We start from the raw sequence: 24,064 nt of genomic DNA on the forward strand, positions 1-24,064 counted from the left end.
TCGCATCAGGGATTTGCATGGCCAGTGACATGACCAGTCGTCAGCTTTACCTCCGGCTGTTGACCTATGTCCGCCCCTACTGGAAGGCGTTTGCCGCCGCACTGGTAGCGATGGGTTTGTCGGCCCTGGCCGAGCCGGTTTTTCCGGCGATGATGAAGAAACTGCTCGACGACGGCTTTTCGGCCGCGGCTGGCGAGTGGGACTGGTTGCTTTTCCCGGCGGCGATCATGGGCATTTTCCTGGCCCGCGCCGTCTTCGGCTTCATTGGCGAATACGCCATGAGCTGGGTGTCGAACAATGTCATCACCGAGCTGCGCCAGGCGATGTTTGCCCGCATGGTCCGCCTGCCGACCAAGTATTACAGCGACAATCTCTCGGGTCGCCTGATGTCGCGCATTGCCTATGACGTGGCTGGCGTGGCCGGAGCGGCGACCAATGCGCTGACTTCGCTGATCAAGGATTCGCTGGCCATCGTCGGCCTGATGGCCTGGTTGCTCTACCTGAACTGGCAACTGACGCTGATCACCCTGTCCGTCGTGCCGTTCATTGCCTTTGTCGTGCGTTTTTTCAGCAAGCGTCTGCGCAGCGTAGCCAAGGGCCAGCAGGAATCGATGGGCAAGATTACCCAGGTGCTGCAGGAAACCATCGAAGGTCACAAGGTGGTCAAGATTTTTGGCGGCCAGACCTACGAGGAAGCCCGCTTCTACAAATCGGTCCGTGAGCAGCGCCGGCTGGCCATGCGGGCGACCATGGCGGTTGCCGCACAAAGTCCGATCGTCCAGTTCTTCGCTGCATCCGGCGTGGCAATCATCATGGGCGTCGCGCTCAAGCAGGCTTCCGGCGACCAGACGACGGTCGGCAGTTTCGTTTCCTTCATTACCGCGATGCTGATGATCCTGCCGCCGCTGCGCCGGATCACCGACGTCAATGCGCCGATCCAGCGCGGTCTGGCTGCGGCTGAAAGCGTCTTTTCGCTGATCGACGAAGAGGCCGAAGAAGATAAGGGACAGACCGATCTGGGCCGGGCAAAAGGCTTGGTCGAGTTCGACAAGGTCAGTTTTACCTATCCCGGCGCCGAGCGTCCGGCGCTCGACAATGTTTCCTTGACGGTCAGACCGGGCGAGTGCATTGCGCTGGTCGGACCGTCCGGCAGCGGCAAGACGACAGCAGCCAACCTGTTGCCACGGTTTTACCAGATCGATGCCGGCGAAATCCGCGTTGATGGTCATGCCATCCAGGACATCAAGCTCGACAGCCTGCGCGACAACATCGCGCTGGTCAGCCAGGATGTCGTGCTGTTCAATGACACGCTCGGTGCCAATATCGCTTATGGCGGCAAGCACGACGCGACGGTCGAGGAAATCCGCGCCGCGGCCAAGGCGGCGCATGCGCTGGAGTTCATCGACGCGCTGCCCGAGGGGCTGGAGACGATGATCGGCGAAAACGGCGTCAAGCTTTCCGGCGGCCAGCGCCAGCGTCTGGCCATTGCCCGCGCCATCCTGAAAGATGCGCCGATCCTGATTCTCGATGAGGCGACGTCGGCGCTCGATACCGAGTCCGAGCGCCATGTCCAGGCGGCCCTTGATGAGTTGATGCGGGGGCGCAGCACGCTGGTCATTGCCCATCGTCTTTCTACCGTCGAGCGAGCCGACCGCATCGTTGCGCTGGCCCACGGCCACAAGCAGGAAGAGGGTTCGCACGCCGAACTGCTGGCTCACGACGGCCTGTATGCCCGCCTGTACCGGATGCAGAAAGCGGAAGAGAGCGCCGTCTGATGCGCATTCTCCATACCGAGTCGTCGAAGGGTTGGGGCGGTCAGGAAAACCGCACGATGAACGAACTGGTCACGATGCGCGAGCGCGGCCACGAACTGGCGGTGGTCGGCCGGCCCGGCGCACGCATTCTGGACCGGGCGAAGGAGGCGGGTTTCGCCACTTTCACGGTCGACATGCGTGGCGCGATCGATTTGCCGGCGATCATCAAGCTGCGCCGGGTGATCTGTGAGTTCGGTGCCGACGTGGTCAATACGCACAGCGGTCGCGATACCCAGCTGGCCGGCATGGCGGCACGAACGCTGGGCCAACGCCCGCGCATTGTGCGTACGCGGCATCTGGCGCTGCCCATTACCTCGAAATTTACCTACAGTATCCTGCCCGACCAGGTGGTCACCGTCAGCCGCTTTGTCGAGCGTTACCTGGTCAGTGCCGGCGTGCCACAAAACAAGGTGTGCACCATCGCCACCGGCGTTGATTTCGGCCGTTACCAGCCGTCGACCGCAGGCGGTACCTTGAAGGCCGAGCTGGGCTTGCCGCCCGAGACCTTGCTTGTTGGCACCGTGGCCATCCTGCGCGCCAAGAAGGGGCATGCCGAGATTCTCGATGCGGCGCCCGCCGTGCTCGCCCGCTTTCCCGATGCGCATTTCGTCTTTGCCGGCGATGGTCCGCAAACTGATAATTTGAAGGCGCGCATTGCCGCCGAAGGGCTGGATGGCCGTGTGCATCTGCTCGGTCTGCGCCGCGATGTAACCAATGTGCTCGAATCGCTCGACCTCTTCGTTCTGCCGACGCATCAGGAGGCGCTGGGTACGGCCTTCATCGAAGCCGCGGCGCTCGGTGTGCCGGCGATTGGCACGAATATCGATGGTGTGCCCGAAATTGTCCAGGACGGTTCGACCGGCCTGCTCGTGCCGCCGCATGACGGCAAGGCGCTGGGTGAGGCGATCATCAGCTTGCTTGCCGATCCTGATCGCCGCGCCGAGATGAGCCGGACAGCCAGCGAATTCGTCCGTCGCCAGTTCTCGCGCGAGAAAATGGCCGCAGGCATGGAAGCGCTATACCAGCGCCTGCTGGACGCCCGATGAGCTTCAGCCAGCCGCTGCCGGTGCTGATGTATCACCACATCAGTCCGAAGCCCGGACTGGTGACCTGCTCGCCGGAAAATTTCCGGGCGCAGATGCAGTGGCTGGCGAAAAATGGCTGGACGACGCTGTCGACCGCGGCATTTGCCGACGCCGTGGCGAGCGGCCAGGTGCCGAAGAAAAGCGTGCTGGTGACGTTTGACGACGGCTATCTCGACAACTGGGTTTATGCCCATCCGGTGTTGCAGGAGTTTGGTCAGCAGGCGACGATTTTTCTGATCACCGGCTGGGTCGGCGATGGGCCGCAACGTCCGCACGCGGGTCAATCCGACATTCCCGATGTGCCGACCCACAAGCAGGCGATGGCTGCGGCAGCCGAGGGCAAGCTCGATACGGCTTTCCTGCGCTGGTCCGAAGTCGAGGCCATGCGCGCGGCCGGTACGGTCGAATTTCACTCGCATACCCACAGCCACACCCGCTGGGATCGCAAGATCGCCGATCAGGCCGAACGCGATGCCGCGCTGGCCGCGGATCTTGCCGTTTCACGTGAAACCCTGGCGGCGCGTTTGGGGGAGGCCAGCCCGCACTTGTGCTGGCCGCAAGGCTATTACGATGCCACCTACCAGCGGATTGCCCGGGCCGCCGGTTTTTCGCACCTGTACACCACCGAACACGGTGTCGCCCGGCGTGACGTCGACCCGGCCCGGATTCCCCGGCTTGTCGCCAAGGACAAGCCGGCTGGCTGGTTTGGCCGACGCATGACGATCTACGGCAATTCGTTGCTCTCGGCCCTGTATCTCGGCCTCAAGTCGGACAAGAAGAGGCACTGATGCGCCTGCGTCTGCGCGAACCGCTGCTCTATCGCTGGCTGCGTCTCAAACGTGCCCTGGATCGCCGGCCACGTTCGGCGGACGAACTGGCGACGCCGGCGATCAAGCGCATCCTGGCCATTTCGTGCACGGCGCTGGGTGATACGCTGCTGTCCACGCCGGGCTTGCGTGCCCTGCGCCAGACCTATCCGCAAGCCCACATCACACTACTCGTGCATCCAGCCTTGCAGACCCTGTTTGCCGGGCTGGACGAGGTCGATGAACTGATTCCCTACGATGGCAAATGGCGTGGTTTTGGTCGGCTGGCAAGGCTGCTCAAGGACTACGATCTGGCGGCCATTTTCCACGGCAACGAACCGCAGGCGACGCCGCTGGCTTATTTGTCGGGGGCGCGTTACATCTTCAAGCTGCCGAACAATAACCGCTGGAATTTCCTGCTCAGCAACCGCGAACCGGTCGTTGGCTGGGATGATCTGGGGCATGGCATTGAACAACGGCTGGCTGTTGCCCGGCTGGCCGGTGCGCAAGGCGATTTTTCCCCGCGCATGACGGTGCCGCTGTCGCCGGCCGGTGATCTCGCCCTGGCTGATGCCTTGGCCGAACGTGGCTGGCAGGCGGCGACCATCGTGGCCTTGCAGCCCGGTGCATCGACGATGAGCCGGCGCTGGCCGCGCTCGCGTTTTATTGCCGCAGCGGTGGCGCTGAGCCAGAAATATCCTGAGTTGCGCTTTGTCGTGACCGGTTCGCCGGCCGAAGCGGCGCTGTGCCAGGAAGTGGCGGCCGGCATCGCGGCGGCCGCACCCTTGGTCGGCGGTATACGTGCCTGGGCCTCGGCCGGACAGTTGCCGCTGATCGCCTTGCCGGCCTTGCTTAAACGGGCCAGCCTGCTGGTGACCGGCGATACCGGCCCGATGCATCTGGCGGTGACGGTCGATACGCCTGTCGTGGCCTTGTTTGCCGTGTCCGATCCGGCCCGCTCCGGTCCGGGCTACGATCCAGAAAAGCATCTGGTGATCCGCAAGTGGCGTACTTGCGATCCCTGTCAGTCCAAGAACTGTCCTTACGCCGAACCGCTGTGCATGGACAACATCTCGGTCGATGAGGTGATTGCTGCGGTCGACACGATTTTGAGCCGAAAATCCGCATGACAAATCCGAAAAAAATCCTTCTGCTTGATACCGGCAACGAATGGGGCGGCGGGACTAACAGCATGATCGAACTGCTCAAACGTCTCGACCGCGAGCAATTCGCCGTGACTTGCTGTTTCTACAAGGATTACCGCAAGGGTGGCGAAGGACGACTGTTGTCCGAGGAATTGGCGGATATCGGCATTCCGTTGATCATCCTGCCCACTCGCCAGCAGCCTTTGTGGGCCAAGTTGGGCAAAGAACTGGTGCGGGGCTTGTTTTCCTGGTCGGCCCGGCTGAAAAAGCGCAGTGTACGGGCGATCGACCGGCGCTGGCGCATGGTGCCGCGCGGTGCGGCCTTGCAAAAAATCTTGCTGGAGGGGGGCTTCGACCTGCTCTACATGAATAACCAGCCGTCCACCAATCTTGAAGGTTACCTGGCGGCGGGGCCGATCGGCTTGCCGATTGTTCAGCACTGCCGGGTGCAGCCGGAATTGCTGATTGAAGAGGCCGAGGTGGTCAATCGCCTGGTCAGCCGTGTCATTTGCGTTTCGCACGGTTCGGCGGATGTGATGGCGGCTTGTGGTGTTGAACGCAAGCATATTACGGTGGTTCACAACGCAATCGATCATCGCCGGCCGATGCCCGCACCGATCGAGCCGGATTCGTCGTGGAACGGGCTGGTGATCGGAACGGTGGGTCGATTGACCCCGCTGAAGAGTATTCCGCATCTGATTGAAGCCGTGGCCCAGTTGAAGGCCGAGGGGCTGGATGTGACCTGCCTGATTCTGGGTGAAGGGCCACAGCAGGAAGCGCTGCAAGCTTTGGCCGCCGAGCGGCAGGTTGCCGGGCAGGTCAGGTTTGTCGGCTTCCAATCCTTGCCGCTGGCCTGGGTGCAACGCATGGATGTTTGTGTGCTGTGTTCGAGCAAGGAAGGACTGCCGCGCGTCGTGCTCGAAGCGATGCTTTCGGGCAAGCCTGTCGTCGGTTCCGATGTCACCGGGACTCGCGAACTGGTGGTCAATGAACAAACCGGGCTGCTTTATGGCTACGGTGACATACCCGCGCTCACCGCGGCCTTGCGTCGCTTGCTGTCCGATCCGGCCCTGCGCGAACGGATGGGGCAGGCCGGGTATCAACGTGTTGTCGAACACTTTTCGATCGAAGCCTATGTGGCCGGTGTTACCCGCGTGTTGACCGAGGCGATCCGGTGATTTACCTGCTGCTGACCTGGCTGGCTGCCCCCTGGCTGTGGTGGCGTGCTTCGCGACGGAGCAAAAATGAAATCCGGCGCGTGCTGGTCATCCAGACCGCCAAGATTGGTGATTTTGTCGCCACGACGCCGGTTTTCAGTGCTTTGCGCAGCCGTCTGCCGCAGGCGGAAATCGTCGCCTTGCTGCACCCGGTCAATCTGCCGCTGGCCGAAGGGTTGGACAGCATCGATCGAATTGTTACCCTGCCGCCTGGCGGCTACAAAGGTTGGGCCGGCAAGCGCTGGCTGTTGGGGGTGCTGGGCGAAGGCTACGATGCGGTGCTGGTGCTCAGTCCTAACCTGACCAACCTGCTGGTCCCCTTCTGGGCCGGCGTACTGCATCGGGTTGCGGTGCTGGCCGACCGTCGCCAGGGAAGCGCTCGTCTGGCCTGGCCATTCCTGACGCACGGCGAGACTCATCGACCCGGCTCCCTGTTTCGGGAAACGGCTGTGCGGGCATTGTCCGGTGTCGGGCTGGGCGTGGATGCTCCTTTGCTTGCGCTGCCAAATCGCGTGGCCGTTCCAGCCAATGGCGAGTTACGTCGCCAGGCGCTGTTTTCCGGGTTTCAGCCGCCTCTGGTCGGTCTGGGGCTGGGGGCTGGCAACCGGATGAAGGCCCTTGAGGCAGCCCAGCTGCTGGAATTGGCACGGGGGATCGTCGAGCAGACGTCAGCCAGCCTGATTTTGATCGGTACTGCGGTCGACCAGCCGATTGCCGCTGAATTGACTGCGGCATTGCCGGCCGGCCGGATCATCGATACGACCGGACAATGGAGTCTGGCCGAACTTCCGGCTCTGTTGGCCGGGCTGGATTGCTTTGTCGGGGTCGATTCGGGGGCGACTTACATGGCCGATGCCCTGGGCGTGCCGGTGATCGATTTCATGGGCCCGGCCGATGCCGACGATCAACGTCCGATTGGTGCTCGCGCCATCGTCATTTCGAGCAAGGAAGCCTGCGCTCCTTGTTCGCACGCCTTTGATGCGCCGTATCGCTGCCGTCTGGGTAGCCGGGCCTGTATCGTCAATGCACCGCTTGCCGCTATCATAGCGGCCGTTGTCAAAACCCTGCGGCGACCGGTGTCATGAGCTGGCATAAATACAAAAAATCCCTGCTGAAAATTTATCGCCGCCTGCGTTGTTCATTGCTTGGCGGCCACCGGATATTGATCCTGGGCGATTCGCACGCAGGCGTGTTCGAATATGTCTTCGATCACGACTTGCTGACCCCGCATCTGCTCAACTGCGAAATCGTCGGCGGGGCAACGGCGGGCGGCCTGAACAACGACCATTCTGTCACGGCCGCTTTTGCCAAATATCAGCAATCCCTGCGGCGCTTCGCTGATTACGATGTCGTGGTGCTCATGCTGGGTGAAGTCGATTGCAGTTTTGCGCTGTGGAATCGCGCCAAGCAACGGAATGAATCGGTTTTCGAGCAAATTCCGCGCGCCATGCAGGGCATCGTGCGCTTGCTCGACTGGGCCGGAGAACACTATCCACAACGTCGCTTCATGTTGGCCGGCACCATCCTGCCAACCATCAAGGACGATGAAATCGATCTGCAATACTATGAATTGCGGCGCAGTGTCCGGGCTACCCAGCGTGAGCGGAGCGAACTGGTCCTGGCTTTCAACCAAGCTGTCCGGCAGTTGGCCGGGCAGCGCGGCCTGTCCTACATGGATATCAGCAACCAGACGATCGATACCGAAAAAGGTGTCGTGCGCGATGAGTTCCTGGTTCATGAAAAACTCGATCATCACCAGTCTCAGGCAATGACGGCACCTTTGTGGGTTGAAGAATTCAGGCGCGTGCTTGATGAGCCTGCCCAGGATGGTGCGCGATGACTGCCCGGCAAGTGCTTTCCCTGCGCCGTGAAGGTCTGCTCCTGTTGGTTTTCGGGCTCTTGCTGTTTGTTCTGCCGGTGCCGGGAACGATCGCCTTACGTCATTCGCTGCTTGCTGTGCTGCTGCTTGCTCTGGCGCTGCGCTACCGCGACCAGTGGCCTGTGGCTGCCCGCTCGGCGAGCGCTCCGCTGCTGGCACTTGGTGCGCTGTCTGCCTGGTTGTTGATCCAGGCATTCTTCATTTCCCCCGAAACAGCCTGGGCCTGGCGTGAAATCAAAAGCCAATGGTGGCCGGCCGTCCTGGCTTTTGTGGGGGGTATCGTGCTGGCCTGCACCATTCGCAGCGAGAGCAAGCTGGTCGCTTTTTCGGTTCTCGCACTACTGGCCCAAACTATTTTTGCCCTGCTGGCGTGCTTCCCTGATTTTCTGTCACAAGGCGAATTTCCTCAGGCGGCAACCCGGTGGACCGCCGGGAAGCTCGAAATCAGTTATGCCAACAATCTGTTGCTGGCTTTTCTGGCGGTCGAGCTTGTTTTTCTTGCTTTGTACCGACGTGCCGTTAGTCATTTGCCGATCTGGCTCTTGTTGACCGGTGTTGTGCTGGTCATTGTTTCCAACCTCGCATTTGGTGCGCGCAACGGGATCATCGGCAGTGTCTTGATGCTTGTTTCCCTGTCTTTGGTGGTTTTCTGGCGCGAGCGCCGCTGTTTGTGTTCGCGCCGGGTGACGGCCGGCATACTGATTTGCATTGGACTGGTCGGGGCGATCGGCTGGATCAGCTACCGCGCCGATGCGCGCTGGCAAAAGCTGGCTGAAACTGCCGCGGTTGGCTGGGATATTGATGCCAGCAAGGCCTGGCTGGATCGAACAAAGCACGAGTATCCGGTGTTGCAGAATGGCGAGCCGATCGATCCTTCAGCCTATGTTCGCATCGCATGGATGCATGCCGGTTTGCGTCTGGCCATGGAAAATCCGCTCGGGGTCGGTTATGGGCGAAATGCTTTCGGTCATGCCCTCAGGCAACATGCCGACACCCCGCTTGGTCATGCGCATAGCGGTATTGTCGATCTGACCATCGCCGCCGGGATTCCGGGATTGATTCTCTGGCTGGCATTCATCGGGATCTGTTTGCGGACAGGCTGGCGACGCTATCGGGATCAACGCGACCCGCGCGGCCTGATCCTGTTTTTCGTGACAGCCGGCTTTCTCGGTCGCATGTTGCTCGACAGCATCAACCGCGATCACATGCTGGTGATGTTCTTCCTGCTGCTTGGTACCCTGTTGCCTGTCCTGTCAGACAATGACCCAAAAGGAAAAGTGAATGAATGAAGGGCCGAAGGCGACGATGAAGATTCTCGTCATCCGGCGCGACAACATCGGCGATCTGATTTGCACGACGCCCTTGTTCGAAGCCATTCGCCGGCAATACCCGCAGGCTTACATTGCCGCCCTGGTCAATAGCTATAACGCACCGGCAATCGAGGGCAATCCCCACCTCGATGCCATCTTTGCCTATACCAAAGGCAAGCATGCAGCCGGTGAGTCGGTCTGGCAGGCGTATTTCCGACGCGTCAAACTGCTCTGGCAACTGCGCCGGATGAGGTTCGATTACGTCGTGCTGGCGACCAGCGGGTTTGCCGTACGGGCGTTGAAACTGGCCCGGATGCTGGCGCCCAGGCATATCGTCGGTTTCGTCACCGAACAGGCCTCTTCCCGATCGATCGATCAGGCCATTTCGCATGCCGATGGTGCGCAACTGCATGAAACGCAGGACATGTTCCGCTTGCTCGCGCCGCTCGGCATTTCGGGTGAAATTCCCGGGTTGACCGTGGTACCCGATCCCCGGCTCGCCAACCATCTGCGCGAGCAGTTGCCGGAGACGGTGCGCCAGGGGAGCGGGCCGCTGCTGGCCCTGCATATCAGCGCGCGCAAGGAAAAACAGCGCTGGCCGGTCGAACATTTTGTCGAGTTGGCGCGTCAGCTGCATGCCCGGCATGCAGCACGGTTTCTGGTTTTCTGGTCGCCGGGTGACGAAAACAATCCCTTTCACCCCGGTGATGACGGCAAGGCGGCCAAACTGTTGGCTGCGTTGGCTGATTTGCCGGTGGCACCCGTACATACAGCGCATCTTTCCGAACTGATTGCCGGCTTGTCCCTGTGCGATGCCGCGGTTCTCTCCGATGGCGGCGGGATGCATGTCGCTGCCGGCCTGGGCAAGCCGCTAGTCTGCTTCTTCGGCAACTCACCGGCCGCCCGCTGGCATCCCTGGGGTGTGCCTTACCAACTGCTGCAAAACGAGTCACGCGATGTGCGGACGATTACGCCGGACGAGGCGCTGATGGCTTTTGAGCGACTGCTGCCGGCCGTCGCCACTCATAAATAGAAAGAAATTCATGGAAACCCTGCTTGTCGGCCTGCTCAAGTTGCCGGTCATCGGCCCTGTCGTCAATGCACTGTGCGCCTGGCAATACCGTTTGGTCGCTGCCGCCATGCGGCGTGCACGGCGTCATGAAGTACGGCCGCGTGAATGGTCGAATCGCGAGCTGGCCAAGATCGCCGGCCAGTTTGAGGGTGCGGTGATCAATGTCAGCGGCTGGCGCGATGAAGACCAGCGCGGCGGTCACTACCGCGATTACTTCTCGCGTGCCTCGGCCTACGCGGTGTCCAACTTCAAAGGCACCAAAGGTATGGAAGACCAGTCGGGCGATGCGGTTTTCATCGATCTTGAGGAAGATCTGCCGGCCGAGTTGCGTGGCAAGTATCAAGTGGCTTACAACCACACGACGCTGGAACACGTTTTTGAGATCCATAAGGCGATCGAGAATATCTGCGCCCTGAGCCACGACACAGTGATTCTGGTGACGCCTTTCCTCCAGTCGGTGCATTTCGAGGAGGGGGCGTTTGGCGATTACTGGCGGCCGACGCCGATGTGTCTTAGCCGGATTCTCGAAACCAACGGCTTTGCCACGGTCTACCAGTCGTCAAACGACAATCCGTGGCACTACGCCTACATCTTCACCGTGGCCGTGCGTGATCCGAAAACCTCCGTCTGCAAGACCGGGCCCTTGTCCGTGCCGCTGGTCGGTTCGGGACATTTCTCGGTGTGAGATTTTCAGCCGGATTGCAGTCCGGCTGAACCATCCTCAGTGCGCCGCTTCCCAGTTCGGGCCGACGCCGACTTCGACGATCAGCGGCACCTTCAGTTCAGCCACCTGACCCATCAGGCGCGGTAGCTGGAGGCGGATTTCGGCCAGTTCCTCGTCCGGCACTTCGAGCACCAGTTCATCGTGCACCTGCAGGACAAGGCGTGATTTGCGCGCCGATTTTTCCAGCCAGTCCTGAACGGCGATCATCGATAGCTTGATCAGGTCGGCCGCCGTGCCCTGCATCGGCGCGTTGATCGCGGCCCGTTCCGCCCCCTGGCGGCGATTGCCGTTGCTTGAGCGAATGTCCGGGAACCACAGTCGACGGCCGAAAGCGGTTTCGACGTAGCCGGTCTGGCGAGCCGCTTCGCGGGCTTCTTCCATGTAGCGGGCGACGCCCGGATAACGGTTGAAGTAGCGGTCGATATAGGTCTGTGCCGCGCTGCGCTCCAGCCCGAGCTGACGAGCCAGCCCGAAGGCACTCATGCCGTAGATCAGGCCGAAGTTGATGCTCTTGGCGACGCGGCGCTGATCGGGGCCGACTTCGAGTGGCGTGACGCCGAAAATTTCGCCGGCGGTGGCACGGTGTACGTCTTCGCCAAGCGCAAAAGCCTCAAGCAAGCGCTCATCACCCGACAGATGCGCCATGATGCGTAGCTCGATCTGCGAGTAGTCGGCTGAAACGATGTGGTGGCCGGCCGGGGCGACGAAGGCGGTGCGGATGCGCCGGCCTTCCTCGGTGCGTACCGGAATGTTCTGCAGATTGGGGTCGCTCGACGCGAGTCGTCCGGTCACCACCGAGGCCTGCGAAAAGTGCGTATGAACGCGACCGGTCGCCGGGTTGATCATGCGCGGCAGCTTGTCGGTATAGGTGCCCTTGAGCTTGGCCAGGCTGCGGTGTTCGAGTAGCAATTTGGGCAATGGGTAATCGAGCGCCAGTTCGGAAAGCACTTCTTCGTCGGTTGACGGGCCGCCCGAAGGTGTTTTCTTCTTGATCGGCAAACCCTGCTTTTCGAACAGGATCTCGGCCAGTTGCTTGGGCGAAGCGAGGTTGAACGGCTGGCCGGCCAGTTCGTAAGCCTGGGCCTCAAGAGCCATGATCTTCTGGCCGATTTCGTGGCTCTGGCGCGACAGGGTGCTTGCATCGATCAGGATACCGGTTCGTTCCATCTGCCAGATAACCTGGCGGGCCGGCATTTCGATCGCGCGGTAGATGTAGTCGAGGCCTTTTTCGCCGCTGAATTGCGGATGCAGCGTTTGATGGACGCGCAAAGTGACATCGGCATCTTCGGCGGCGTAGGTGGCGGCGCGCTCGATATCGACCTGGTCGAAGCCGATCTGTTTGGCACCCTTGCCGCACAGGTCTTCGTAGGCGATGGTGGCGAGGCCGAGATGGCGGCTGCACAACTGACCAAGGTCGTGGCCCTTGTCGGACTCGATGACGTAGCTTTGCAGCATCGTGTCGTGGGCGATGCCGGCCAGCGCAATGCCGTGATTGGCAAAGACATGCTGGTCGTACTTGGCGTTTTGCAGCACTTTCTTGCGGTCGACTGCTTCCAGCCACGGTTTCAAGCGGGCCAGCACAGCATCGAGCGGCAGCTGGTCGGCAACGCCGGGGGCGGTGTGGCCGAGCGGGATGTAGCAGGCTTCGCCCGGTGTGACCGAGAGCGAAATGCCGACAATGCGTGCGGCGAAGGAATCGAGGCTGGTCGTCTCGGTATCGAGAGCCGTCAGTTCGGCCGCTTCGATCTTGCGCAGCCAGGCTTCGAATTGCGTCCACTCGAAAACGGTTTCGTAACTGACTTCGACCGGCGCCGCAGCCGGGACGGGTGTCTCGGCGAGGGCATGGGTCGGTGAATCGGGCGCCGGTTGCGTATTGCCCGGCGTATCGAGCTCCCGCCGCCAGGTGCGGAATTCGTAACGCTCGTACAGCGTGCGCAGCGTGTCGCTGTCGCGCTCTGTCGTGGTCAACGTGCCGGGAGCCGGCAAATTGGACAGGTCGCAGGCGACGGTGACCAGTTTCTTGCCGAGCGGCAGGAAAGCAAGGTGATCGCGCAGGTTCTGGCCGACGACACCACCGATGTCGTTGGCGTGAGCGACGATTTCATCCAGCGAACCGTATTGGTTGAGCCACTTCAGTGCCGTCTTCGGGCCACATTTGGCGACGCCGGGGACGCCATCGACGGTATCGCCGACCAGCGCCAGATAGTCGACGATTTTGCCCGGTGGCACGCCAAACTTGGCTTCCACGCCGGCTTCGTCGAGCAGCTCGTTGCTCATCGTGTTGTACCAGCGGGTCAGTGGATTGACCAATTGGGTCAAGTCCTTGTCGCCGGTGGAAATCAGCGTTTCGATGCCGTCGACCGCGGCATGCGTCGCCAGCGTGCCGATCACGTCATCAGCTTCGACCCCATCGACCATCAGCAGCGGCCAGCCGGCAGCGCGGATCGCGGCGTGCAGCGGTTCGATCTGGCTGACCATCTCGGGCGGCATTGGCGGCCGGTGGGCCTTGTATTCCGGATACCAGTCGTCGCGGAAAGTCTTGCCCTTGGCATCGAAGACGACGGCCTTGTAGTCTGCCTTGTGGTCGCTTTCCAGCCGGCGTAGCATGTTCAGGACGCCGTAGATGGCGCCCGTCGGCTCGCCGGCCTTGTTGCGCAGGTCGGGCAGGGCGTGGAAGGCGCGATAGAGATAGGACGAACCGTCCACCAACAATAAGAGAGGCATGAGACGTGACTGAGAGCGATAAGCTGGTGATGGGGGTGGAATCCGAGGCCTTGCTGAATTCGGCATCGGCCCGCGAGTCCTGGCGGATTTTCGGCATTATGTCAGAGTTCGTCGAAGCGACGGAGCGGCTGGCCGCCATTCGTCCGGCCGTGACGATTTTCGGCAGCGCCCGCGTCAAGCCGGGGTCGCCGTATTACGAACTGACTGAAAACATTGCCCGTTTGCTGTCGGATTCCGGCTTCTCGGTCATTTCCGGCGGTGGTCCGGGGATCATGGAAGCGGCCAACAAAGGGGCGTATTTTGGCAAGTCGCCCTCGGTCGGCCTCAATATCCAGTTGCCGCATGAACAATCGTCGAACCCGTATCAGGATATTTCACAGACCTTCCGCCACTTTTTTGCCCGCAAGTACATGTTCGTCCGCTTTGCCAGCGCTTATGTCGTGATGCCGGGCGGCTTCGGGACGCTGGATGAGTTGATGGAAGCGCTGACCCTGATCCAGACCGGCAAGGCGCGCAAGATTCCGCTGATTCTGGTCTGCTCCGATTTCTGGAAAGGGCTGATCGACTGGTTCAAGCAGCGTCTGGTCGAGGAAAAAATGGTCGATCCGGAAGACATCGACCTGATCCAGCTGATCGATGAACCGTCGCAGGTGGTCGAGGCCATCTTCAAGCATTACGAGGCTCGTCCCTTCGCTCCCTTGCCAAGCGAACGCGAGATGATGCTCAACCTGTAATAAAATCGGCTTCAGATAACCGAGGAAATTTTCATGCGCCGCATTGTCCCCCTTCTCATGCTTGCTGCCTTGCCGGTCTGGGCCCAGCAAGGCGATCTCCAGCCGTTGCCGGCTGTCCCGCCGCCGCCTCCCGGCATGGAGGCTTTCGACGCCGCGCTTGAACCGCAGGTCAATATCGTCAAGACCGAAAAGGAAACGCGCGAGGAATTCCGCATCAAGGGCAAGCTTTACATGGTCAAGGTCACGCCGTCGATCGGCAAGACCTACTACCTGGTCGACCGTCAGGGTGACGGTAATTTCATTGAATCCGACACCTTCGGGCCGAACGTCAAGCCGCCGATGTGGATTCTGCATTCCTGGTAAAACTTGTCCGTCTATACCACCGTCGGGCGCGACGAACTTTCCGCCTGGCTCCAGCCGCTTGGGCTGGGTGAGTTGATCAGTCATGCCGGCATCGCTGCCGGCATGCAGAACTCCAACTATTTCGTGACGACGGCGAGCGGTCGCTATGTGCTGACGCTGTTCGAACGCATCGAGCCGCAGGCGCTCGACTTCTACCTGATGCTGATGGCCCGGCTGTCCGGGCGCGGCATTCCGTGTCCACAGCCATTGGCCGATGCGGCTGGCCAATTGTGGCGGCCGCTGTCCGGCAAGCCGGCTGCGCTGCTCAGCTGCCTGCCCGGCACTGCCGATGAAGCGCCGACGCCGGCGCGTTGCCGCCTGCTTGGTGCCACCTTGGCTGACCTGCATGCAGCCGGCGCCGATCTACCGAATCCGCTGCCCAACCCCTGCGGCGCTGCCTGGCGCCAGGCGGTCGGTACGGCTTTGCTGCCTCTGCTGGATCGCGACGAGCAAAGCTTGCTGGCCGATGAACTGGCTTTCCAGCAGGCACAGGATTATTTGGCCTTGCCGCGCGGCATCATCCATGCCGATCTGTTCCGCGACAACGTATTGTGGGATTCCCGCGGTCAACTCGGTGGCGTGCTCGATTTCTATTTTGCTGGCGAAGATGTCCTGCTCTTCGATCTGGCGGTCGTTGCCAACGACTGGTGCTTTGATGATCTCGCCCTGACCGCCCTGATTGAGGGTTACACCAGCCGGCGTCGTCTGTCAGATGCCGAAGTGGCTGCCTGGCCGGCCATCCGGCGGGCTGCGGCCTTGCGTTTCTGGCTGCTGCGGCTTGAGGTTCGTCAGCAGCCGCGGCATGGCGATGTGGTGACAATCAAGGACCCGGACCATTTTCGGCGCATGTTGCAAGGTTTTCGCCTTGCTCCCGAAGCGCTGTCCCGTTAGCATCCGCGCATGAACGAATCCACTGCATTCCCGATGGCCCCGGCCCCGTTTACCGGCGCCAGCCGCGAAGTCGATCCCGGTGCCTGCTTTGACTGGCTGCGCCAGGGCTGGGCCATGTTCCTGGCGAATCCCGGCTTGTGGATCGGCAGTGCCGTCTTGCTGCTCATCATGCTGATGGCGATTTCCATCGTGCCATTTTTCGGCCAGATCGCTGCCCATTTGCTGGTGCCGCTGTTCGGCGCCGGCATGGTGCAGATCTGCCGCCACCTGGCGGAAGAAAAACCGGCCGAAATTGCCGATCTGTTCGCCGGTTTTCGCCATGGCGCCGGTGAACTGGTCATGGTCGGCGTGTTCTTTGCCACCGGTATCTTCGGCATCGCCTTTCTTGCCTTCCTGCTCGTCAGCGGCGGCATTCTCGGCGGCGTTGTGACCGGCCGCGTCGGTGGTTTCGGGATCGCGCTGGGCGGCGTCATGCTGGCCGGCCTGCTGGTCATGGTGCTGTCGATACCGGTCATCATGGCCACATGGTTTGCCCCGGCCCTGGTTTTCTTCCACGACATGAAGCCGCTCGATGCGATGAAGGCGAGCTTTGCCGCTGGTGCGAAAAACTGGCTGGCGATGACCATCTTCGGGGTTTTCCTCGTGGTCGCGCTGTTTTTCGCGATGTTGCCGCTCGGTTTGGGCCTGCTGCTGTTCCTGCCGGTCTTCTCCGGCGCGGTCTACGCCTCCTACCGCGATATTTTCGAGGGCGTCTGAGATGCGCGCCCTGACTCTTCCGGCCAATGCCGGCTGGCGTTGGATCGCCGCCGGCTTTGCCATTTTCCGGCGCAATCCGCCGATGTTGTCGATGTTGGTGATGACCTACTGGTTTGTCATGATCTTCCTCAACATCGTGCCGCTGATCGGTGCGCTGGCGGCTTCGATGGCCATTCCGGGCCTGTCGGTCGGCCTGATGCAGGCGGCGCGCAATCTGGAACGTGGCCAGCCGGTTGGTATCCAGACGCTGTTCGGTGGTTTTCGTGAAAACGCCCGGACGCTGGTCCTGCTCGGCGCTCTGTACCTTTGTTGCACGCTCGGCGTGCTCGGTATTTCTGCGCTGTTCGATGGCGGCGACCTGCTGCGTTACATGCTCTCGGGCAGCAAGGCAGAGCGTGCGGCACTTGAAGAGGCTGATTTCCTGCTGCCGTCGCTGGTCGTCGTTCTCTTGCTGCTGCCGGTCATGATGGCCTGGTGGTTTGCCCCGGTACTCGCCGCCTGGCATCGTCTGTCGCTCGCCAAGTCGCTGTTCTTCAGCTTCGTTGCCTGCTGGATGAACTGGCGCCCCTTCCTGACCTACGGTCTTGGCCTGTTGCTGGTCTGCGGCGTTGCGCCGGGTGTGTTGCTCGGCTTGCTGCTGGTGATTTTTCCGGAAGGGCAGTCGTTCATGACGGCGCTGGTCACCGTACCGATGGCCCTGATCATCGCGCCGGCTGTCTTTGCCAGCTTCTACGCCTGCTATCGCGACATCTTCGGCATTTCGGAAATTGTCTGAACCGCTAGGCCTGTTCGGCGGGACTTTTGATCCCGTCCATTTCGGCCACCTTCGCCTGGCTGAAGAATCCATCGCCCATCTCGGCCTGGCTGGCGTGCGCTGGATTCCGGCCGGGCATCCGCCGCATCGCGGCACGCCGCAGGTGACGCCGGCCCAGCGGCTTGAGATGGTGCTGCGGTCGACGGCTGAAAATGAGCAATTTTCAGTCGATCCCGGTGAAGTCGAAGCGACCGTGCCAAGTTACACCGTGCTGACGCTCGAACGTTTGCGCCGCGAACTGGGCAGCGAACAGTCGCTCGTCCTGCTGGTCGGGGCCGATGCTTTTGCCGGTCTGGCCACCTGGCATCGCTGGCGCGACATATTTTCGCTGGCGCACGTGGCGGTTTCGCACCGGCCTGGTTTTCCGGTCGAAGTGGCCAGTTTGCCGGAAGAACTGGCCGCCGAATTCAGCGCCCGCCGATTGCTCGATGCCGATGCACTGAAAGCCAGACCAGCCGGCGGAATCGTGACTTTTGCGATGACCCAGCTGGCGATTTCGGCAACCCAGATCCGTACCCTGCTGAGCAACGGAAAATCGGCGCGCTATTTGCTGCCGGATACCGTTCTCGACTATATTCGGACCCATTCTCTCTACAGAAACGCCTAATGGACATCCCAAAGCTGCAAAAAATCGTCGTCGCCGCCCTTGAAGACATCAAAGGCAAGGATATCGAAGTACTCAACACCAGCAAGCTGACCTCGATGTTCGATCGTCTGGTCATCGCGACCGGCGACTCGAATCGTCAGGTCAAGGCACTGGCCCGCAATGTTTCCGAAAAAGTGCGCGAAGCCGGTGGCGAAGTGCTCTCGATGGAAGGTGAAGACACCGGTGAATGGGTGCTGGTCGACCTCGGCGATATCGTCGTGCACGTCATGCAACCGACCATCCGCACCTATTACAACCTTGAGGAACTGTGGAAGGCCACGCCAGCCCAGCGCCGCAAGGCAGCGGAGCCGGCTGCCGGCGAATGAAGCTGAGCGTACTCGCCGTCGGCCATCGCCAACCCGACTGGGTGAGCGCCGGTTGTGCCGAGTACCTCAAGCGCATGCCGCGCGAACTGCCGGCCAGCGTCACCGAAATCAAGCCCGAACCGCGCGGCTCCAAGACCCGCGAGCAATTGCTGTCAGCTGAAAAGGGCCGCATCCGCGAAGCCCTGGCCAGCGGCAGCCGCATTGTCGTGCTCGATGAAAAAGGCGACGACCTGACCACGCTCAAGCTGGCCAAACGGCTTGAAGCCTGGATGCTCGACGGGCGCGACGTGGCGCTGCTGATCGGTGGGGCCGATGGCCTCGATGAAGAATTCAAGCAACAGGCCGACGACCGTCTGCGCCTTTCCAGCCTGACCCTGCCGCATGGCATGGCCCGGCTGCTGCTCTGCGAACAGCTTTATCGTGCGGTCAGCGTCCTGAAAAACCACCCTTACCACCGGGAGGGATGATGCGCATCTATCTCGCTTCGCGCAGTCCGCGCCGTCGTGAACTGTTGACCCAGATCGGCGTCGATTTCGATACCGTGATTTTCCGCACCGGCGAGCGCAGTGATCCGCAGACCGATGAAACGCCCTTACCGGGTGAAGCTGCGCTCGACTATGTCGAGCGTGTTGCCCGCGCCAAGGCAGAACATGGCGCCCGTCTGCTTGCCTGGCGCAAGTTGCCGCTGCGTCCGGTTTTGTCGGCTGACACGACGCTGGAGTTCGATGGGCAGATTATTGGCAAGCCGCTCGACGAACATGATGCGGTGGTCATCCTGCGCCGCTTGTCCGGCCAGACGCATCGCGTGCTGACCGGTGTCGCCGTGGCTTTTGCCGGGCGTGTCGACTACGTTTTGTCGCGCAGCGAAGTGACTTTCCGGGTCATCGAAGAGGCTGAAATCCAGCATTACGTGCGTAGCGGCGAGCCGATGGACAAGGCCGGTGCCTACGGCATCCAAGGCCGTGCCGGGATGTTTGTCGAGCATCTTTCCGGCAGCTACACCGGCGTCATGGGCCTGCCGCTTTGTGCGACCGGTGAATTGCTCAAGCGCGTCGGGCTCAAGCCTGACTGAACGGTCGAGTCCGCTGCTCTCTGGCGCAGTACTCAGGCTGGCATCCGGGTTGGGCTGACGCACAGCGTGCCGACATGGCTGGCCGGTAAAGCCAGCCGCATGCAGCGACATTGAGCGAGCCTTTCCGCCAGCGCCGGGGTCCATTCTTCTAACGCCAGGCCCAGGCATTTCAGGCTGGCCTCATGTGCCGTCCAGGCGGCCGCAAAGGCGGGCGGATCGGCCAGTTGCCGTTGCACCATGCCGGGGCCCAGATAGTCGCTGGCCAATTGCCGGATTTCCGTCGTGTCGGGCAGCCCGGCATCAAGCCGCATCAGATCGATGCCGACCGGCCCATTGAAATGAATGGCCGCCAGTGAAAGCCCGGGCTCGTGTGTGCACGACAGGCCGATGCCTGGATGTCGCTCCAGGCGCGGGGGGCGGCCTGCTTCCACGATCAGCCGATCGGCGATGCCTTGCTCGGCCAAAACTTCGCTCAGTGCCTGTCGCAATCGTTGGCGGGCTGCATCGCGAATTGGCGTTTCGGGCGTGTCGACCGCGATAACGATCAGGCCCTCATGCCGAATGGCCTGCCCGGCACACGCCGGCCAGTGGTGGATGGGCGGAGCGCGCACCGGCGGCGATCAGTTGCGGGCCGGCGCCGCAGGACAGCCACGCCAGCTTGAGCCGGCCGGCAGGCTTTCACCCTTCATGACCAGTGTCAGTGGTCCGAGGCGAACATTGTCGGCGACCACCGCACCGTAGAGCACGGTACTGCGTGGCCCCATGTAAACCCGTTTGCCAATGACCACTTCGTCAATTTTCATGACGCGATCTTCAAACAAATGGGTTTGCGGGCAGGCCAGGGCGTTGATTTCGCTGTGTTCGCCAATCCGGACGCAATCGAATTCGGTGACATCGGTGGTGTCGATATAAACCCCGCGTCCGATACGGCAACCCAGCATGTTGAGTGCGATCGGCAACCACGGCGTCCCGCGCAGGTAGCGCATGAAGTTGGGGACGGCGATGCCTTCGTACAGGCTGGTGACGGCTTCCGACAGCCAGACAAACGGCGTCCACATCGGGGCCGAGGCTTTGCGGTAATTGCCGATGAACAGCCATTTGAAAAGTACGACGAAGAAAAATGCGCCGATCCCGAACAGCAGTCCGGCCAGGGTCAGGGCCGTAAAGGCTGCGCGCCACTCACCGGTTTCGGCCAGCGGCATGACGTTGAGTACGACGGTGTAGCCGACGGCAATGACCAGCGCGTGCGGCGAGATGATGCGGAAAGCTTCGACCAGGGCGCGGCCCAGGCGGCGGGCGCGTGACGGGCGGAAAGTCAGGGCTTCGGGGAAGCCGGCGGTTTGTTCGCGGGCTGGCAGGTTGATGGGTGGTGAGCCGAGCCAGGTGTCGCCCGGTTGCATCCGGGCATTGTCCGGTGCGCGTGAATGAACGCCGATCAGCACGTTTTCCGGCAGGATGGTGCCATCCGGAATGAAGGCGCCGTTGCCGACGAAACTGCGCTGCGAAACGATGGTTGGCTGGATCGACATCCAGCCGCCATCGATTTCTTCATCGCCGAGCATGACTGCATCGGCGATGAAGGTTTCGTCGCCGAGCGTCAGCAGGTCGGGCACCAGGCCCTGGGCGGTCGAGATTTCGGCATCACGTCCGACCTTGGCGCCGAGCAATCTGTACCAGAATGGGGCGTAGACCGTGGCATAGATGCCGTGCAGGATATTCAGGCTGGACTCCTGGATCTGGTTGACCAGCCAGCGGCTGCAATAGACCCGGCTGTGAATCGCCCAGCGTCCGGCTTTCAGGCGGGGGAGCAGCGTCCAGCGGAAAAGTGCCGAACCGAGCAGGGTGCCGATGATCAGGACGGCGGTGCCCGGAAAGGCGAAGCCGAAATATTTGATCAGCTGCCAGGGAATGCCCGGCACGGGCTGCCCCGGGTCGCTGTCCAGCCAGTCGACCAACATGAAGCTGGGGAATACCGGCATGAAAAACAGGATTGCCGTGGTCAACACGCCGCCGACATAAAAAATGGCTTCCCCGGTAATTCGCCAGCCGGAAACTTGTGGCCTGGGAGGCAGCGCATCCGCCTCGAAGGGGCCGACATCACGGGCCGGCGAGCCGCTCCAGATACGGCTAGCCGGTATTTCCTGTGCATCGCTCAGGGCGGATTGCCCTTCGAGATGGCCGGCCTGACGGATGCGGGTGTTGCCTTCCAGGACGGAATAGGAGCCGATGTTGGCATCGTCTTCCAGGGTGATGCGGCCAAGGTGTAACTGGCCGCGCTCGACCCGTGCATTTTCCAGATTGACGGCATTGCCGATGCTCACGCCGTGGCCGATTTCAAGCAGGTCATGGGCGCGCAGCGTGATGTTGCCGATCAGGGCTTCGCGGCCAATCCGGGCGCCCAAGGCGCGCAGCCACCAGACCATCAGGGGGGAGCCGCTGAGCATGTAGGCCGGTGCGCCTTCGATCATCCGGTCGGCCAGCCACCAGCGGAAATAGGTCATCCCCCAGAGTGGGTAACTGCCGGCTTTCAGACGGCCGGCAACCAGCCACTTGCCGGCAATGGCCAGGGCGAAACCGAGCAGCGTCGCGAAGAGGAAGACACCGACCGAAACGGCGACGGCGCGGGCAATCGAGTCACCGGGGTCGCCGGTGAAGAAATGGTAGGTGAAGAACGGGGCCAGCCACTGGCCCATGCGCAGGCCGACCAGCAAGGGCAGGATGCAGGCCTGGGCAATGCCGCACAGCCAGCGTTTCAGTGGCGACGGAGTGGCCCAGCTTGCCGCACTGCTGTCGCTGGTCAGTTCCGTGGTGGCGTCGAGAGCTTCGACAATCCTGCCGATTTGCCGATTGAGATAAATGTCGCGGACCGAGAATCCGGCGAAGCGTGTTTCTGTCCGCAAACTGGAAGCCAGGCGAGCGGCGAGCAGCGAATGGCCACCGAGATCGCTGAAAAAATCGGCGGCCCGTTGGATGGGCTGGCCGGGAAACAAACGGGCGAGGGCGGCAAACAGGATTTCTTCGGTCGGCGTTTGTGGCTCGTCCGACTCGCCGCTCAGTCCGGCCGGCATGTCGAGCGGCCGGGCGCGCAGCGCCTTGCGGTCGATCTTGCCGGAAGTCAGGCGCGGCATGCTGTCGAGCATTTCGAAATGGGCCGGCACCATATAGGGCGGCAAGGTCTCGCTCAGTGCGCTGCGCAGCGTTCCGGCGTTGGTCGCGCTGTTTTCCTCCAGCACAAGGTAGGCGACCAAACGCTCGATTTCCTCGTCCTGGCGCAGGATGACCGCCGCCGTGCCGACCCCCGGCTGGCGGGTCAGGGTGGCTTCGATCTCGCCGAGTTCGACGCGGAAACCGCGGATCTTGACCTGATCATCGGTTCGCCCGAGGCAGTGGATCTGACCGTTTTCATCGATGCGTGCCAGATCGCCGGTACGGTAGAGCCGGCTTTCATGCGGCGTGCCGGCCCACGGATTGGCGAGGAATTTCTCGGCGGTCAGATCGGGGCGGCCAAGATAGCCTGCGGCGACCCCCGGCCCGGCGATGCATAGCTCCCCGGTTTCGCCTTGGGAAAGCAGGCGCAAAGGCTGGTCGACCGCAGCATCGACGATCAGCAGGCCGTAATTCGGCAAAGGCCGGCCGATGGTGACCGGCTGGCCGGGGTGCAGTTCGGCCAGGCTGGCCGAGACGGTCGCCTCGGTCGGGCCGTAGGTATTGAACACCTGGCGACCGGCGTTGGCCCAGCGTTCGACGATGGCTTGCGGGCAGGCTTCACCGCCGAGATTGATCAGCCGCAGACCGGGTACGTCGCAGTTGAACAGTGCCAGCAAGGTCGGGACGGCATGCAGGACGCTGACCCGGTTTTTGATCAGCGCTAGCGGCAGGGCTTCGGGATCGGTCGCTACTTCCTTGGGCGCGAGCCAGAGCGTTGCGCCGACCAGGTAGCTGATCCAGATTTCCTCGAAGGACATGTCGAAGGCGACCGAAAAGCCCTGATAGACGCGATCGCTTTCCCGGATGCCGAGAATGGCATTCTCGCTGCGCAGGAAGTGGCAGATGGCGCCCTGGTTGATCAGGATGCCTTTTGGTTTGCCGGTCGAGCCGGAGGTGTAGATGACGTAGGCCGGATCTTCCGGCCGGGCGTCATGGCGATGATTGAGCGGCCCCGGGTGAGCCGCCTGCAGTTCGCTGCTCAGCCAGCCGCGGCAAGCCAGCGGACTGACCGGCGTGTGGCTGACCAAACCGGCGGCGCAGGCATCGTCGAGGCAGACATTGATGCGGTCGACCGGCGTATCGGCATCAAAAGGCAGCCAGGCAGCACCGGTCTTGGCAATGCCCAGTTGCATGACGAGCAGGTCGATGCCGCGCGGCAGCCACAGCCCGACAATCTGGCCGGGACGAACGCCATCGGCGATCAGGCGCGAGGCAACCCGGTCGGCTGCTGCATTCAATTCGCCGTAGCTGAGTTGGCGACCGGCAAAGGTCAGTGCCGTTTTGTCCGCCAGACGCGCTGCCGTTGCTTCAAAAAGATCGGCCAGTACTTCATGGCGGATCAGGTCGGGGGCATCGGGGCCGGCGAGACGGCCGGGCTGGTCGGGAACGGGGCAATTTTCGAGCATGCCGGATTGTGCCAAATCCTGCGCCCAAGCGGGG

General features: G+C 61.9%; 22 protein-coding genes. 19 read left to right on the forward strand and 3 right to left on the reverse strand.

The genetic code is table 11. The annotated features are described in order from the left end of the window. Nucleotides 1-17: 17 nt before the first annotated feature. Genes msbA through KI614_RS00720 form a run of 10 tightly spaced genes read left to right on the forward strand, consistent with a single transcriptional unit; the run spans nt 18 to nt 11,013 of the window. A complete protein-coding gene (gene msbA / locus KI614_RS00675; protein WP_226407193.1) occupies nt 18-1,775 on the forward strand; it encodes a lipid A export permease/ATP-binding protein MsbA in 1,758 nt (585 codons plus the stop codon). Then, nucleotides 1,775-2,860 (forward strand): glycosyltransferase, encoded by a 1,086-nt coding sequence (locus tag KI614_RS00680; RefSeq protein ID WP_226407195.1) that lies wholly within the window; start codon nt 1,775-1,777, stop codon nt 2,858-2,860. The genes msbA and KI614_RS00680 overlap by 1 nt, the downstream gene beginning before the upstream one ends. Beyond that, the gene (locus KI614_RS00685) at nt 2,857-3,687 is read left to right on the forward strand and encodes a polysaccharide deacetylase family protein (protein ID WP_226407197.1); all 831 of its coding nucleotides are present in this window, start codon (nt 2,857-2,859) and stop codon (nt 3,685-3,687) included. Before KI614_RS00680 ends, KI614_RS00685 begins: the two co-directional genes overlap by 4 nt. Continuing rightward, nucleotides 3,687-4,835, forward strand: a complete 1,149-nt coding sequence (locus KI614_RS00690; protein ID WP_226407199.1) for a glycosyltransferase family 9 protein — start codon at nt 3,687-3,689, stop codon at nt 4,833-4,835. Before KI614_RS00685 ends, KI614_RS00690 begins: the two co-directional genes overlap by 1 nt. Continuing rightward, nucleotides 4,832-6,028, forward strand: coding sequence for a glycosyltransferase family 4 protein (locus KI614_RS00695; protein ID WP_226407201.1), 1,197 nt, complete (start codon nt 4,832-4,834; stop codon nt 6,026-6,028). Before KI614_RS00690 ends, KI614_RS00695 begins: the two co-directional genes overlap by 4 nt. Then, nucleotides 6,025-7,152 carry a glycosyltransferase family 9 protein gene (locus KI614_RS00700; protein WP_226407203.1) on the forward strand — a complete coding sequence of 376 codons (1,128 nt, stop codon included), beginning with the start codon at nt 6,025-6,027 and terminating at the stop codon, nt 7,150-7,152. Before KI614_RS00695 ends, KI614_RS00700 begins: the two co-directional genes overlap by 4 nt. Further along, complete coding sequence (locus KI614_RS00705) at nt 7,149-7,907, forward strand: hypothetical protein (protein WP_226407205.1); 759 nt, start codon at nt 7,149-7,151, stop codon at nt 7,905-7,907. Before KI614_RS00700 ends, KI614_RS00705 begins: the two co-directional genes overlap by 4 nt. Continuing rightward, nucleotides 7,904-9,235 carry an O-antigen ligase family protein gene (locus KI614_RS00710; protein WP_226407206.1) on the forward strand — a complete coding sequence of 444 codons (1,332 nt, stop codon included), beginning with the start codon at nt 7,904-7,906 and terminating at the stop codon, nt 9,233-9,235. The genes KI614_RS00705 and KI614_RS00710 overlap by 4 nt, the downstream gene beginning before the upstream one ends. Further along, nucleotides 9,228-10,289 (forward strand): glycosyltransferase family 9 protein, encoded by a 1,062-nt coding sequence (locus KI614_RS00715; protein ID WP_226407207.1) that lies wholly within the window; start codon nt 9,228-9,230, stop codon nt 10,287-10,289. The genes KI614_RS00710 and KI614_RS00715 overlap by 8 nt, the downstream gene beginning before the upstream one ends. A gap of 10 nt (nt 10,290-10,299) precedes the next feature. Then, nucleotides 10,300-11,013 (forward strand): hypothetical protein, encoded by a 714-nt coding sequence (locus KI614_RS00720; protein ID WP_226407208.1) that lies wholly within the window; start codon nt 10,300-10,302, stop codon nt 11,011-11,013. Nucleotides 11,014-11,049: 36 nt separating this feature from the next. On the opposite strand, the gene polA is transcribed toward KI614_RS00720, so the two are convergent. Further along, nucleotides 11,050-13,776: a DNA polymerase I gene (polA, locus tag KI614_RS00725; RefSeq protein ID WP_226407209.1), complete on the reverse strand. Its 2,727-nt coding sequence runs from the start codon at nt 13,774-13,776 to the stop codon at nt 11,050-11,052. A 5-nt stretch (nt 13,777-13,781) separates the two neighbouring features. On the opposite strand from polA, the gene KI614_RS00730 reads away from it, so the two are divergent. The 9 genes from KI614_RS00730 to KI614_RS00770 are packed head-to-tail and all read left to right on the forward strand — an operon-like array spanning nt 13,782 to nt 19,417. After that, complete coding sequence (locus tag KI614_RS00730; RefSeq protein WP_413464165.1) at nt 13,782-14,510, forward strand: TIGR00730 family Rossman fold protein; 729 nt, start codon at nt 13,782-13,784, stop codon at nt 14,508-14,510. A gap of 33 nt (nt 14,511-14,543) precedes the next feature. Beyond that, nucleotides 14,544-14,873: a DUF2782 domain-containing protein gene (locus tag KI614_RS00735; protein ID WP_226407210.1), complete on the forward strand. Its 330-nt coding sequence runs from the start codon at nt 14,544-14,546 to the stop codon at nt 14,871-14,873. A gap of 3 nt (nt 14,874-14,876) precedes the next feature. Beyond that, nucleotides 14,877-15,803 carry a homoserine kinase gene (locus KI614_RS00740; protein WP_226407211.1) on the forward strand — a complete coding sequence of 309 codons (927 nt, stop codon included), beginning with the start codon at nt 14,877-14,879 and terminating at the stop codon, nt 15,801-15,803. Between the two features lie 9 nt (nt 15,804-15,812). Next, nucleotides 15,813-16,559 (forward strand): BPSS1780 family membrane protein, encoded by a 747-nt coding sequence (locus KI614_RS00745; protein WP_226407212.1) that lies wholly within the window; start codon nt 15,813-15,815, stop codon nt 16,557-16,559. 1 nt (nt 16,560) lies between these two features. Continuing rightward, nucleotides 16,561-17,334, forward strand: coding sequence for a BPSS1780 family membrane protein (locus KI614_RS00750; protein WP_203468221.1), 774 nt, complete (start codon nt 16,561-16,563; stop codon nt 17,332-17,334). Further along, a complete protein-coding gene (gene nadD / locus KI614_RS00755) occupies nt 17,327-17,980 on the forward strand; it encodes a nicotinate-nucleotide adenylyltransferase (RefSeq protein ID WP_226407213.1) in 654 nt (217 codons plus the stop codon). Before KI614_RS00750 ends, nadD begins: the two co-directional genes overlap by 8 nt. Next, nucleotides 17,980-18,345 (forward strand): ribosome silencing factor, encoded by a 366-nt coding sequence (gene rsfS, locus KI614_RS00760; RefSeq protein ID WP_203468223.1) that lies wholly within the window; start codon nt 17,980-17,982, stop codon nt 18,343-18,345. Before nadD ends, rsfS begins: the two co-directional genes overlap by 1 nt. Next, nucleotides 18,342-18,812, forward strand: coding sequence for a 23S rRNA (pseudouridine(1915)-N(3))-methyltransferase RlmH (rlmH, locus tag KI614_RS00765; RefSeq protein WP_226407214.1), 471 nt, complete (start codon nt 18,342-18,344; stop codon nt 18,810-18,812). The genes rsfS and rlmH overlap by 4 nt, the downstream gene beginning before the upstream one ends. Continuing rightward, nucleotides 18,812-19,417, forward strand: coding sequence for a Maf family protein (locus tag KI614_RS00770; RefSeq protein ID WP_226409190.1), 606 nt, complete (start codon nt 18,812-18,814; stop codon nt 19,415-19,417). The genes rlmH and KI614_RS00770 overlap by 1 nt, the downstream gene beginning before the upstream one ends. Before the next feature lie 32 nt (nt 19,418-19,449). Here the strand turns inward: KI614_RS00770 and KI614_RS00775 are convergent, their stop codons facing one another. Next, nucleotides 19,450-20,028, reverse strand: coding sequence for a 4'-phosphopantetheinyl transferase superfamily protein (locus KI614_RS00775; protein WP_226407215.1), 579 nt, complete (start codon nt 20,026-20,028; stop codon nt 19,450-19,452). A gap of 9 nt (nt 20,029-20,037) precedes the next feature. Then, entirely contained in the window at nt 20,038-24,030 is a 3,993-nt protein-coding gene (locus tag KI614_RS00780; protein ID WP_226407216.1) for a Pls/PosA family non-ribosomal peptide synthetase, read from the reverse strand. Nucleotides 24,031-24,064: the final 34 nt, after the last annotated feature.

Origin of the sequence: Dechloromonas denitrificans, assembly GCF_020510665.1 — a bacterium.
In the GTDB taxonomy this organism is placed as follows: domain Bacteria; phylum Pseudomonadota; class Gammaproteobacteria; order Burkholderiales; family Rhodocyclaceae; genus Azonexus; species Azonexus denitrificans_B.